The organism is Campylobacter porcelli (assembly GCF_002139855.1).
Lineage (GTDB): Bacteria > Campylobacterota > Campylobacteria > Campylobacterales > Campylobacteraceae > Campylobacter > Campylobacter porcelli.
This window is the reverse complement of the sequence record NZ_CP018789.1, coordinates 790368-803948: the sequence shown is the minus strand read 5'-3', so window position 1 is coordinate 803948 and position 13581 is coordinate 790368. Positions and strand designations below refer to the sequence as shown.

Here is a 13581-nt window from a genome sequence, read left to right as displayed (position 1 = left end):
GAGTGCAATGAATACAAGTATTGTAGGCAAACAATTTGAGCTAACTGAATCTATCAAAAACTATTGCGATAGTGCTTTTGATGCCCTTGGTAAATATAATTTAGATATTATATCTGCTAAGGCTATAATCTCAGCTGATGAAAGAAATGGCAAAAAGGGATTTGATGTGGAATTTGCTATTAATCTAGCTAAAAAAGATACAATAGTAATTCGCCAAAAAGATAAAGATCTATATGCCGCAATCGATCTAGCGCTTGATAGGGCCAGTAAGGTTCTTCGCAGACACCACGATAAGCTAGTAACTCACAAAAATAGCGATGAGATTAAAGAGAGTAAAATAGCTGATGAGATAGCTATTGATGGTGCTGATGAGATAGTCCCTACTGAGCTTGAGCTATATAAACCTATGGAGATTGAAGAGGCTTTAAATAAACTCAAAGATAGCGGTGCGCAATTTTATGTATTTAATGATATGGATGCTAAAATGCGTGTCATATACAAAAGAAATGATGGAAAATTTGGATTATATTAATCCTTATAAATATTCTTAAAGGGGGTTATACCCCCCCCCAATTTATTCTAAATTTAAATATAAAGGTAAATTATGAAGTATTGCAAAAATTGTTTGCAGCCAGATACTCGTCCGGGGGTAGTTTTTATAGATGGAATTTGCGGTGCTTGCAGATGGGAAAAAGAGTCTAAGTTAATTGATTGGAAGCAAAGAGAAAATGAGTTAAAGGATATAGCTCAAAATGCCAAATCCAAAGCCAAGGGCGCTTATGATTGCGTAGTTGGTGTAAGTGGTGGCAAGGACTCTACATTTCAAGCTTTTTATGCTAGGGATGTGCTTGGACTTCGTGTTTTGTTAGTTAATCACGAGCCAATGGAGATAACGCCTATTGGTAGAGCAAATTTTGAGAATTTAAAAAACCATGGATTTGAGACAATATCTATAAATCCAAATCGCCACATAGCTAAAAAATTGATGAAAAAGGCGTTTTGGGAGTATCTAAATCCCACAAAACCGATTGAATACACCCTATACGCATCAGCTTATATAATTGCTGATATGTTTAATATCCCTATGATTTTACAAGGCGAAAATGCCGCCTTAACCTTAGGAGCCAATAAAGGCCTTCAAGATAATAGCGGAAACGCCTTAAATATAGTCCAATCAAACACTTTAAAAGATGACCCACTATCTATATATATGGATGAAGAGATAGAGTTAAAAGATCTATTTTTATACAAAGTTCCAGTAAAAGAGCTAATGCAAAAAGATATAACCGCAGTGTGGCTAAACTACTACACAGACAAATGGAGCACAGGCAATAATGCTAAATTCTCAATGCAAAGAGGTCTTAGCATATATCCAAAAGATATAAATCCATATGATATAGGCACATATCGCAGATGCTCTCAGCTTGATGCTTATACAACTATAGTAAATCAATATTTTAAATATGTTAAATTTGGCTTTGGGCAATGCGCTGATCATGTCGGATATGATTTAAGAAAAGAGAATATAAGCAAAGATGAGGCTAAATTTTTACTTCGTGAATTAGATGGCAAGTATGGGGAATTTTACATGGATAAGATGAGCTCATATCTAGACCTTAGCAAAGATGAGATTATAGATCATGCTAATAAATTTAGGGGTGATATGTTTGAACTTGATGAGAATGGAGATTATAAGCTTAAAGACCCTATCTGGGAGATAGAGCCTATAAAGGGCGATTATAGCGTTAAAGATATTATGTCAAAACTAGATTATTAATCTTGGTAGTAAGCTACTATATCGCTTACTACTTTTGATATTTTATCTAAGGATTTTAGCTCTAAATTCTCATTTATGCTGTGCGGTGAGTGGATATTGGGTCCGATTGATGCAGCTTGTAAGCCCCTTTGCTTAGCTACAAATACCCCACACTCAAGTCCAGCATGAACTGCTTGAAATCTCGCATTTGGATTATGTTTTTGCATAAAATTTAGCACTAAATTAGCAAATTCGCCTATATCTGGTGTCCAAGCCCCACTACGCTCAAAAAAGCTTACATCAAACCCAGCAAGTCTAGCTAAATTTGATGTCTCAAATTTCACTCTCTCTAGCCCATCTTCACTCATTGAACGAGCGAAAAAATCTATCTCTAAGCTATCTTTACTATCATTAATTATAGATAAATTTATACTATCTCTAACAATTCTAAGGCTCTCATCATAGCTCCTAACGCCTTGAGAGAAGCTATTTATAAAATCTAGTATATTTTGGCTTTGCTTAATCACTTCGCACTCGCAATTTCTAAGATATTTTACACTCACCCTATCATCATTATAAGAGATATTATCACACACCATTAACGCCTTAGCATTTACAGGAATGGAGTTGCTCCTCTCACCACCGCTAAAGCTTACTATTTTGCCGCCATTTTTGGCTATAAACTCAGCCATTATTTTTATGGAATTTGGTATATCTTTGATAATCTCTATCCCACTATGCCCTCCAGGCAAGCCACTTACATTAAGCTCATATAAATTTGATTTTATAGCTACCATCTCTTTAGATATTTTAGCTCTAATTAGCTCCCCAGCAGCACACCCTATAAATACCCCATCTTCATCTTCGCTATCTAAATTTAAAAGCCGACTACTTTTAAACTCCTTTTTAAAGCCATTAGCTCCGATTAACCCAACCTCTTCATTAGCACTAAATAAAATCTCAAGATTATCAAATTTACTCATCATCTCCATCATCATCGCCACGCCAATTCCATTATCAGCACCTAAGCTAGAGTTTTTCGCACGCAAAATATCCCCATCAAATATCAGCTTAATATCTGGCGCATCACCTACACAAACCATATCATAATGTGATTGAAGGCAAATTTTTGGCTTGCCTTTAAAGGCGTATATATTATCAAATTCATCAATTTCAACGCTGTATCCACAACTTTTAGCAAATTCAACCAGATAATCCCTAAGCTTTAAAGCATTAAAACTACAATGAGGAATGGCACAAATTTGCTTAAATTTATCTAATATTTGCATATTTTACTCCCAAATTTTTGCAAAATTATATCTAATTAAACAAAATAATGGTAACATTATCGCTATGAGAAATTTGATTATTTTTACTATTTTGGTGCTACTTTTACAAGGTTGCTTATGGGTAAATAAGCGTGGAATTTCAGATAAATACTACAATGGTTGTAAAGAGTATTATGACGCCTCTGGGGTCTATCATAAAAAGTGCGATGAAAATCTAATAGATTGGAAAGATTTATGAATAGCACTTATAATGAGCTTTTAGCTAGAATTTCAAAGCTTGATAATAGCAATTCCAAGCTTAGCTTAGATGATAGCGTAAGGCTAGAGATACCAAATTTTACTAAAGATATTAAGGATATGGCTCTAGCCCTAAAGCCTTGGAGAAAGGGGCCATTTCATCTAAATGAGCTTTTTATCGATAGCGAGTGGAGAAGTTTTGTTAAGTTTAATATCCTAAAACCGCATTTAAATTTAAAAGATAAGGTTGTAGCTGATGTAGGCTGTAATAATGGCTATTATATGTTTAAAATGCTCGAATTTAAGCCAAAAAGCATAGTTGGATTTGACCCTAGTGAGTTAGCATTTTTGCAATTTAGCTTTATTAACCATTTTGCTAAAAGTGATATAAAATTTGAGATAGCTGGAGTGGAGAGTTTGCCTAGTTATGGTATTAAATTTGATACGATTTTTTGCCTTGGAGTTTTATACCATAGGAGCGATCCTATAAAGTGCTTAAAGGAGCTAAAATCCGCTATGAAGCAAGGTGGCGAGGTCTTTATAGATACTATGTATATTGAGCGTGATGATGAGATGGTGCTAAGTCCAAATGGCAGCTACTCCAAAATCCCAAATATCAGCTTTATCCCAAGTATAAAAGCACTGCAAAACTGGGTCAAAAGAGCTAAATTTAAAAGCTTTGAAATTTTAGCCACCAAAGATACTGATAGCTTCGAGCAACGCAAAACTAAGTGGATTGATAGCCAAAGCTTGGAGGATTTTTTAGACCCAAATGATAGCTCAAAGACAATTGAGGGCTATCCAGCACCAAAGAGAGTTTATATAAGATTAACTTAAAGGTAGATTATGAGTGAATATGATGAGAGTTTGCAAGATATTGGATTGATAGATAGCTCAGAGCGTTTTCAAGGGATTTTAAATATTCCAATGTCTATAAATTCAACACTATGTGGTGGAATATTAGATATGAAGTCAAACTACGCTAAAACCGCTTTGATGGCTAGTAATGAGATGGTTTTTGATGATGAGAGATTAGTTCATGGTGGATTTATCATTGGAGCTGGGGAGTGGGCTGCACATGTAGCTGTAAATACTCAATACTCAGTTACCATAAGCACAAAAGCAAATTTATACGCTCCAGCTAGGGTTGGGGATTTGATTGAATTTGAAGCTCACGCTTACTTTGAAGAGTCCAAAAAGCGTGAGATAAAAGTAGTAGGCACCATCAAAGGCGTAAAGGTCTTTGAAGGCACATACCAAATAGTTGTATTAGAAGAGCATATATTTAAACTTCAACAAAAGAAAAAATCTGACAACAACGATGAAGAGTAGCCTATATAGCTTGAGCCCATCTGGTTAAAGAGCTTCTTTGGCTATCTAGAGTTGTTGGCTCTCCATGTCCTGGGTATAACTTATAATTTCTAAATTCAAGAACCTTATATAGGCTTTTTTTCATTAGACTTCCATCGCTAAAAGGAAAGTCATATCTACCTATTGAATCTTTAAATATAAAATCCCCACTAAACATAACTTCACCAGCTGTTATCACGCTACACCCTGGCGTATGCCCAGCAAAGTGATGAAAGCAAAATTTAACCCCACCAAGCTCAATCTCATCTTTATCATCTACCATAATATCTGGCTCAAATTTCGCTTTTAAAAGCCCAAATGGATCATTTTGGCACATAAAAGCATCATCTTTGGGGATATAAATTTTGATTTTAAACTCATCTTTTATAGCTAAGCAATCATAAACATGATCAAAATGCCCATGAGTGCATAATATCGCTAAAGGATTTTTACACACTCTTTTAATCCACTCATAAGCCCCATCACCTGGGTCTATTATGACCTCACCACCATCTAAAACAACCACATAACAATTCGTCCCATAAATACCAAAAGACCTTGAAATAATCTGCATTTTTACCTTTCTGATAATAAATTTAAATATTATAAGATATATTTTACCTTAAAATAGATATAATTTTGCCAATATTTTTGTAGGTGATATTAGTGGAAAATTTTAAATTCTTAGAAAATAAACTTATAAATTTTCTTAGTTCTTATCTAAATAGCTCTAAAGCAAATGGCTTTATCCTTGGGCTAAGTGGCGGTCTAGACTCTGCGGTTGTGGCTACTCTTTGTTCTAAAGTCGCACCCACAAAAGCCCTTATAATGCCTACTTCTATCTCAAATAAAGTAAATTTAAATGACGCTCTAACCCTATGTCAAAGCTTAAAAATAGATCATCAAATAGTAGATATCAGCGAAATTTTAGCCTCATTTTTACCTTTTAGCGATGAAAATGATAGATTAAGAGTTGGTAATATCACTGCTAGAATTCGTATGATAATGCTATATGATCAATCTGCTAAGCTAGGATATTTAGTCGCAGGCACGAGTAATAAAAGCGAGAGACTACTAGGATATGGGACAATATATGGAGATATGGCGTGTGCTTTAAATCCAATTGCTAATATCTATAAAAGCGATCTTTTTAAATTTGCTTCATATCTTGAGATTAATCAAAATATAATAGATAAAGCCCCAAGTGCTGACCTATGGCCAAATCAAAGCGATGAGAGTGAGCTAGGATATAGCTATAAAGAGATTGATGAGCTATTAAAAGCTATAGAAAATAGTGATGATCTATCCAAATTTGATAGCGAGCTTAAAAGCCAAATCATAGATAGAATGGCTAAAAATAGCTTCAAACTAAAACCACCAGCGATACCATAAATTAGGAGATTTAATGAGAGATATACCATTTTTTCGCCCACTGATTACAGATAGAGAACACGAGCTTATCAAAGAGACCTTAGAGAAAAATGCAAACTATATGGTTGAGAATTTAGAAAACAACATAAAAAATTTCTTTGGTGCCAAACACGCCATTACGACAAATAACGGCACCGCTGCTATCCATCTAAGCCTATGTGCGATGGATTTAAAGCGTGGAGATAAGATCATCTGCTCTGTTAATGCCTTTCCTAGTATCGCTCAAGTCATTAGGCATTTTGATGCTGAGCCGATCTTTGTCGATATAAATGAAGATGATTTTAATATAGACCCAAATGATTTAGAAAAAATCCTAAAAACCCAAAAACATAAAAAACTAAAAGCCGCATTTATCACTCATGTAGCCGGTCAAAGTGCCGATATGGACGCCATATACGCCCTTGCTAATGAGTATGATATAAAGATTATTGATGATGCTAGTAGAGCGATGGGAGCTACATATAAGGGTAAGTTAATTGGCAATATGAGCTCATATATGTCTTGCTTTCAGATCAATCCACAAGTCCAACACGCAGTAGCAACTACTGGGATTATAGTTACAAATGATGATGAGATGGCTAGTCGTGCAAGGCTCATTCGCAACCACGCTATAATCAATGATAGCTTTGATAAAGATGGAAATTTAGGATATATGTATGATGTTATAGATATTGGACAAAAATATGATTTAAATTCACTCTGTGCGGCATATAGTATCGCTCAATTTGAAAAGCTTGATATGTTTATTGAGCGTAGAAAAGCTATAGCGGCTATATATAATGAAGAGTTAAAAGATTGCCCACATATCACCACTCCAGTAATTAAGCGAGATCACATCTATAATCAATATATAATCAAAATTGATAAAAACCGAGATAGCTTTGCTAGGGAGCTAAAGGATATTGGCATTCACACTAGCCTTCACTACCGCCCAATGCATCTATTAAGCTACTATAAAAATAAATATCACCTAAGGGTAAATGACTTCCCAAAAGCACTTAAAGCTTATCAGCAAATTCTCTCACTACCTATATATGCTGCCTTAAGCGATGAAGAGGCGCTATATATCTGCAATGCAGTCAAATCAGTAGCGCAAAATCGTGTTTAACCCTAAATTACACGCTTGGCTGGAGAGATACTTTTATCAGCCAGGCTATTTTGAGCTAATTATTAGCACCCTACTCTTGCCACTTTCACTGATATATTACTGCTTGGTTTGGTTGAAATTTAAACTTGCTAAGCCGGTTAAATTTAGCATTCCAATCATCAGCGTTGGTAACTTAATCTTAGGCGGTAGCGGCAAAACCCCGCTTACAAAGGCGATATTTAATGAATTTAGCCACAAATATAAGATATTTATAATCCTAAGAGGCTATAAAAGAGAGTCTAAAGGTATGCAAATAGTCGCCTTAAATGGCGTTATAAAGTGCGATGTAGCAACTAGCGGCGATGAGGCTATGGAGTATGCCATAAGCCTTAAAAATGCTAATGTAATCGTCTCAAATGACCGCAAAATCGCTATAGATAAAGCCATTAGCCTTGGTGCTAATCTTGTAATTTTAGATGATGGATTTGGCAAGGCTGATATTTATAAACTAAATATTTTGCTCCATCCAGCCAAAGAGCCAAGATTAAATTTCACCATACCAAGCGGAGTTTATCGCTATCCAAAGAGTTTTTACAACCTAGCTGATATTACCTTAAAAAGTAGCGATATAATCAAAGAAAATAGCATTATAAACCCCACTGATAAAATGGTTTTAGTAAGCGGTATCGCTAGTCCTTCAAGGCTTAGCTTCATATATGATAGGTGCGTTGGATATGAGCATTTTGGCGATCATCATAAATTTAGTAAATTTGAGTGTGAGAGTATATTAAAAAAATATAACGCCGATTCGCTTTTAGTAACGCAAAAGGATTATGTAAAGATTAAAGATTTTGGCTTAAAGCTCTCAATTTTAGAGCTTAAAACTACTATTTTACCAAATTTAATAGATAAAATTGATATGTTTATCAAAAGCTACCAAATTTCAGATAGAATATACTCAAATTCACAAAAAGGAGATCTATGTTAAAAAGCAGTAGAACAGCTGAAGTAATTCTTAGTGCTTTGCCATATATACAGAAATTTAGGGATAAAATTTTTGTGATTAAATATGGAGGCGCAGCACATATAGATGATAAGCTCAAAGATAGCTTTGCTAGGGATATTGTGCTTTTACAAATTGTTGGTATCAAGGTTATATTAGTCCATGGGGGCGGTAAAACAATTAACTCATTTTTGGATAGGCTTGAGATTAAAAGCGAATTTATAAATGGACTTAGAGTTACTGATAGCCAGACTATGCAAATAGTGGAGATGGCACTAAGTGGCTTAGTAAATAAAGAGATTACTAGTATGCTAAATAAGCACGGCGCAAGAGCCATAGGAGTTAGCGGTAAAGATGATAATATGCTAAAAGCTAAAGCTATGGATAATGGCAAATATGGCTTTGTAGGCGATATTACCAGCGTAGATGATAGGCTGATTAACTCACTTTTAGATGATGGATTGATACCAGTCATCGCACCAATTGCCATTGGAGAAAACTACGAATCATACAATATCAATGCCGATTTATGTGCTAGTGCGATTGCTAGTAAATTAAGAGCCAATAAGGTAATATTTTTAAGCGATATAAAAGGTGTTTTGGATAAAAATTCAAATTTAATTGGCAAACTTAATGAAAATAGCATTAATGAGCTTAAAAAAGATGGCACAATAAGTGGTGGAATGATACCTAAAATAGATGCGTGTCTAGAGTGTATAAGAAGCGGTGTAGGCTCAGCACATATAATTGATGGTAGAATTTCACACTCATTGCTATTAGAGATTTTCACAGATGAAGGCATAGGGAGTATAATACAATGAAATTTATAATTATAAAATTAGAAAAAGATATGAGTAAAAAGGCGTTAAAAGAGCTTTCAAAGCATAAATCAGTATATGAAATTTACCACTTAAACCAGCACAACGCTAAGAAAATATTAGATATTAACATTGATGATAGTAAAGAGCTTATAGCAATCATAGGCAAATACAAGAAGATTAAATCTATCTTAGAAAGAGATCTCCCTGAGCTTATTAGAAATTTAGAAGCTAGAAAGCTAAATGAGATGAATCCTAAAAGCATTAAGGCGCTAAAAGATATTAATCTACCAAAATTAGTAGGCACTAGAGCTAATTTTACAGATGAAGATAATGAGCCTGTGAATTTGGATTACGCACTTCTTAATCCAGCGGCTAAATATGGCGGATTATACGCTCCAATCAATCTACCATTAATTAGCAAAAAAGAGTTTAAAAAGCTCTCAAATATGGATTATAATAAATTTGCTCTAGAGATTATCAAAAAATTTAACTTCAATATAAGCTTAAATAAATTTAAAAAGGCCATAGATAGATATAATAAATTTGATAAAAGTGCTGTAGAGATCAAAAAAATAAACAAAAATCTATATATAAATGAGCTTTGGCACGGCCCTACAAGAGCCTTTAAAGATATGGCACTTCAGCCTTTTGGAGAGCTTTTAAGTTCGCTTTCTAATGGCAATAAACAGCTAATAATGTGTGCTACAAGCGGAGATACTGGCCCAGCTACTTTAAGCTCATTTGAGAATGCTAAGGATATTAAGGTAGTTTGTCTATACCCTAAAGATGGCACAAGCCAAGTCCAAAGACTCCAAATGATAAATCAAAAGGCGCCAAATCTCAAAGTTATTGGTATTGAGGGTAATTTTGATGATGCGCAACAAGCACTTAAAATGCTATTAAATGATGATGAATTTAAAAACACTCTAAAAGATTTAGGCTACAATCTCAGTGCGGCAAATTCAGTAAATTTTGGTAGAATTTTATTTCAAATAATATATCATATCTATGTCTGTGTGCATATAAACAAAAATGAAAAACCAATTGATATAATCATTCCAAGTGGGAACTTCGGCAACGCACTTGGAGCGTATTACGCTAAAAAAATGGGTGCAAATATCGATAAAATCAAGATAGCTTCTAATAAAAATAATATCTTAACCGAGTTTTTTAATACCGGAATTTACGATCTAAACAACAAAGAGCTAATCCATACAATCAGCCCAGCGATGGATATTTTAATTAGCTCAAACATTGAAAGATTGCTATTTGATAAATTTGGCCCAGTAAGAACTAAAGAGCTAATGGATAACCTAGCAAATAACAAAAAATATGAGCTAACAAACGATGAGTTAGAGGTGCTTAAGGCTGAATTTCAAGCAGATTATTGCGATGATGATGAGTGTATGGAGAATATTTGTAAAGTGGCTAAAAATGGTATATTAATAGACCCACACACTGCTACATGCTTAAAATTAACTCAAGATGATAAAATAAGCGTGATCACCTCAACCGCTCAGTGGGTTAAATTCACTCCAAGTATGATTAAAGCACTAAAAAATAGAGATAGCAGTGATGAACTAGCCGATATGAAGTTGCTAGCTGATAAATATCATATCAAACTTCCAAAAAGCATAATAAAACTATTTAAAGAAGATGAAATTCACACTCAAGTCGTAAAAAAAGATGAGATAAAATCAAATATAATAGATTGGATAAAAAGATGATAATCATACCAGCCCGCCTAGCTTCAACTAGATTTGCTAATAAAATCCTAGCCGATATAGGCGGGATTCCTATGTTTATAAAAACTGCCAAATTAGCCAGTAAATGCGATGAAGTAGCCATAGCTTGCGATGATGAGAATATAGCACAAATCGCAACCAAATTTGGAATAAAAGCCATAATGACAAGCAAAGAGCACAATAGTGGCACTGATAGAATCAACGAAGCGGCTAAAAAGCTAAATTTAAATAGCGATGATATTGTGATAAATCTACAAGCCGATGAGCCATTTTTCGAAGAGAAAAATCTAATTAAATTTAAAGACTTCACCACTCAAAGAATCAAAGATGGGGCTTTTATGACTAGTTGCTTGAAATTTACTAGCTATGAAGAGGCTAAAAACCCAAATTTAGTCAAGGTAATAACCGATAAAGATGATTACGCCATATACTTCTCACGCTCACTAATCCCATATCCAAGGAGTCGTTGCGATCTATATAAAGCACATATTGGGATCTATGGCTATAGCGTAGATACCTTAGCTAGGTTTTGCTCACTTACTACTAAAGAGCTTGAAAATATAGAGAAATTAGAGCAATTAAGAGCCTTATCAAGTGGCAAAAATATAGCTATGCTTGAGATAAATAGTAGTAGCATTGGTATTGATACCATCGAAGATCTCCAAGCTGCTGCAAATAAATTTGGATTTACATCTACTTTACTGCGATGAATACAGCCACAAAAGAGTTAAAATTACACCCAAAAATTTATCAAAAGCTAATGCTATTATACATCATTATTTTAGCTGTATATGGCTCAATGTATGTTTACTCTGGGCTATTTTTTCTATTTACAAATTTTGCAATATGCTTTTTCATATCTACGGCTCTTTATATTGATTTTAACGAGCCAAAATTTGAAAAAATTATAAATTTTTGGATTCAAATTAGTGCCACTTATGCTATGGTTATATCCATAATTACACTAGGCTGGGGATATGGATTTGAGCTATTTTTGCTTGAGTTAATAGGCGTTTGCTATGTATCGCCAATGAAAAATTTATTTATCAAATTTATGCTTCCATCTCTTCAGCTAATTCTATTTATAGTCTTATACTTTACATTTGGAGATCAAGATATTAAATATGGCTCACCAACACTTCAGCATATTAGCTTTCTATTTTGCTTTTTTATGATTGCTATTAAATTTATAGTATTACAAGATAGCCACAGCAATACCTATGCTATGGATATTATCGCTACACAAAATGAGAATATCAGCTATAAAAATATCGCTGAAATTGACTATCTAACTGGCTTATATAATAGAGCTCCAATGAATGAGATAATAGAGCAAAATTTCAAAATGCTATCAAATAAAAAGATTAAATCACTAGCTATTATCCTTTGTGATATAGATAATTTTAAAAGCATAAATGACACCTATGGTCATATATTTGGTGATATAGTTCTATCTAAAGTAGCAGAGATACTAGATAATAAAATATCTAAATTTGGTAAGATTAGTCGCTGGGGCGGAGAGGAATTTTTAGCTATAATTCCAGCTCAAAATATAAAAAGATCAATCCAAATCGCAGAATCTGCTAGAGTAGCCATTCATAATGCCAATCCAAATAAAGTCCCAATTAGTGCTACATTTGGTCTATTATATATAGAAGATGCCATAGATATAAATCAAGCTATTAGCCTTGCTGATAACCTACTTTATCGCGGCAAAAATCAAGGTAAAAATCAAGTAGTATCGGAAAAATATGAATCTAATAAACGATAATCTCTCATTTAATTTCAAATTTGTATTAATGCTATTTTTGTGTGTTACACTTCTATACTCTTTTATATTTTACATGATGAATATGTATATTCTATCTGTTGTCTCATTTTTGGGGCTTTTTGTCTATGCTGTTTCTATTAAATCCATAGATGAAAATGAGTATGATAGGGTATTTTTGCTATCGCATTTGCATATTGTCATATCAGCGGTGTTGGCTACTATTATACTTGGGTGGGATTATGGGTTTTATCTTATTATTATAGCTATTGCATCAACTACATATCTAAATATCTTTAAAAATAGAGTGATTACTTATCTATTAGCTGGATTTGATTTTGCTATTTTTATCTTTGTTTATATGATCTCAAATATATATTTTCCAAAAGAGCCAGGAGAATTTGTAGAGATATTTTATATAAGCAATCTTGCCTTTTTATTATTTTTATTTGTTGTGATATTTAAGGTTTATGGTATCGTAAATCAGATAAATATCAAAGACCTTCACAGATATAGACATGAGCTAAAAACTGCCTCTCAGACAGATCACCTAACAGGTCTTATAAATAAACGAGCACTAAATATAATACTAGCTAAAAAATCCAATAAAACAATCACCATAGCTATGTGCGATATAGATAACTTTAAGAGTATAAATGATAAATTTGGACATAATGTTGGCGATGAAGTATTAAAAACTCTAGCTAAGATATTTACCAAAAATACAAATAAGTCTGATATAGTCTGTCGCTGGGGCGGAGAGGAGTTTGTCATCGTAGCAACCAATACTAGTAGAATAAATTTTATAAACCAAATTCAAAATATCAGATTTATAATCAATCAAACTCCAGTTAAAATCTCTAATAATAAATCCATTCACTTTACAGTAACATTTGGAATTTCAGATAGCGGGACAGATCCAAACAAACTTACAGATCAAGCTGATAAAAGGCTATATAAAGGTAAAAGAAGTGTCAAAAACTGCATAATTGCCAAATAGAGCTTAAATTATAAAATAATACCAAAGATCGCCACACTTGAAATATTATAAGGAGCTTAGTCGTGGCGATCTGAGTTACCAAAAATGGTAACTC

Annotated in this window: 15 protein-coding genes; 13 read left to right on the top strand and 2 right to left on the bottom strand. The window is 33.6% G+C overall.

Translation table 11 applies throughout. From position 1 onward, the window contains the following. Positions 1 to 7 precede the first annotated feature (7 nt). Complete coding sequence (hpf, locus tag CSUIS_RS04080) at positions 8 to 532, top strand: ribosome hibernation-promoting factor, HPF/YfiA family (RefSeq protein ID WP_086236732.1); 525 nt, start codon at positions 8 to 10, stop codon at positions 530 to 532. A 72-nt stretch (positions 533 to 604) separates the two neighbouring features. Then, entirely contained in the window at positions 605 to 1777 is a 1173-nt protein-coding gene (locus tag CSUIS_RS04075) for an N-acetyl sugar amidotransferase (RefSeq protein WP_086297293.1), read from the top strand. On the opposite strand, the gene CSUIS_RS04070 is transcribed toward CSUIS_RS04075, so the two are convergent. Beyond that, positions 1774 to 3045 (bottom strand): M28 family peptidase, encoded by a 1272-nt coding sequence (locus tag CSUIS_RS04070; protein WP_086297291.1) that lies wholly within the window; start codon positions 3043 to 3045, stop codon positions 1774 to 1776. The genes CSUIS_RS04075 and CSUIS_RS04070 overlap by 4 nt on opposite strands. Before the next feature lie 64 nt (positions 3046 to 3109). On the opposite strand from CSUIS_RS04070, the gene CSUIS_RS08490 reads away from it, so the two are divergent. The 3 genes from CSUIS_RS08490 to CSUIS_RS04055 are packed head-to-tail and all read left to right on the top strand — an operon-like array spanning position 3110 to position 4614. Beyond that, positions 3110 to 3283, top strand: coding sequence for a hypothetical protein (locus tag CSUIS_RS08490; RefSeq protein WP_180379355.1), 174 nt, complete (start codon positions 3110 to 3112; stop codon positions 3281 to 3283). Further along, positions 3280 to 4119 (top strand): tRNA 5-methoxyuridine(34)/uridine 5-oxyacetic acid(34) synthase CmoB, encoded by an 840-nt coding sequence (gene cmoB / locus CSUIS_RS04060; protein ID WP_086297289.1) that lies wholly within the window; start codon positions 3280 to 3282, stop codon positions 4117 to 4119. Before CSUIS_RS08490 ends, cmoB begins: the two co-directional genes overlap by 4 nt. A 9-nt stretch (positions 4120 to 4128) precedes the next feature. Further along, a complete protein-coding gene (locus CSUIS_RS04055) occupies positions 4129 to 4614 on the top strand; it encodes a hotdog fold domain-containing protein (protein WP_086297287.1) in 486 nt (161 codons plus the stop codon). Between the two features lies 1 nt (position 4615). Here the strand turns inward: CSUIS_RS04055 and CSUIS_RS04050 are convergent, their stop codons facing one another. Further along, the gene (locus tag CSUIS_RS04050) at positions 4616 to 5206 is read right to left on the bottom strand and encodes an MBL fold metallo-hydrolase (protein ID WP_086236738.1); all 591 of its coding nucleotides are present in this window, start codon (positions 5204 to 5206) and stop codon (positions 4616 to 4618) included. Between the two features lie 92 nt (positions 5207 to 5298). Between CSUIS_RS04050 and CSUIS_RS04045 the strand changes: the two genes are divergently transcribed. The 8 genes from CSUIS_RS04045 (at position 5299) to CSUIS_RS04010 (ending at position 13487) form a co-directional block, all read left to right on the top strand. After that, complete coding sequence (locus tag CSUIS_RS04045) at positions 5299 to 6024, top strand: NAD+ synthase (protein WP_086297285.1); 726 nt, start codon at positions 5299 to 5301, stop codon at positions 6022 to 6024. A gap of 13 nt (positions 6025 to 6037) precedes the next feature. Next, positions 6038 to 7171: a DegT/DnrJ/EryC1/StrS family aminotransferase gene (locus tag CSUIS_RS04040; protein ID WP_086297283.1), complete on the top strand. Its 1134-nt coding sequence runs from the start codon at positions 6038 to 6040 to the stop codon at positions 7169 to 7171. Further along, positions 7164 to 8138, top strand: coding sequence for a tetraacyldisaccharide 4'-kinase (locus CSUIS_RS04035; RefSeq protein WP_086297280.1), 975 nt, complete (start codon positions 7164 to 7166; stop codon positions 8136 to 8138). The genes CSUIS_RS04040 and CSUIS_RS04035 overlap by 8 nt, the downstream gene beginning before the upstream one ends. Beyond that, positions 8132 to 8974: an acetylglutamate kinase gene (argB, locus tag CSUIS_RS04030; protein ID WP_086297278.1), complete on the top strand. Its 843-nt coding sequence runs from the start codon at positions 8132 to 8134 to the stop codon at positions 8972 to 8974. The genes CSUIS_RS04035 and argB overlap by 7 nt, the downstream gene beginning before the upstream one ends. Before the next feature lie 245 nt (positions 8975 to 9219). Continuing rightward, positions 9220 to 10701 carry a threonine synthase gene (thrC, locus tag CSUIS_RS04025; RefSeq protein ID WP_236860802.1) on the top strand — a complete coding sequence of 494 codons (1482 nt, stop codon included), beginning with the start codon at positions 9220 to 9222 and terminating at the stop codon, positions 10699 to 10701. After that, entirely contained in the window at positions 10698 to 11429 is a 732-nt protein-coding gene (gene kdsB, locus CSUIS_RS04020; RefSeq protein WP_086297276.1) for a 3-deoxy-manno-octulosonate cytidylyltransferase, read from the top strand. The genes thrC and kdsB overlap by 4 nt, the downstream gene beginning before the upstream one ends. Continuing rightward, entirely contained in the window at positions 11426 to 12490 is a 1065-nt protein-coding gene (locus CSUIS_RS04015; RefSeq protein WP_086297274.1) for a GGDEF domain-containing protein, read from the top strand. Before kdsB ends, CSUIS_RS04015 begins: the two co-directional genes overlap by 4 nt. Continuing rightward, positions 12471 to 13487, top strand: coding sequence for a GGDEF domain-containing protein (locus CSUIS_RS04010; protein ID WP_086297271.1), 1017 nt, complete (start codon positions 12471 to 12473; stop codon positions 13485 to 13487). The genes CSUIS_RS04015 and CSUIS_RS04010 overlap by 20 nt, the downstream gene beginning before the upstream one ends. Positions 13488 to 13581 lie beyond the last annotated feature (94 nt).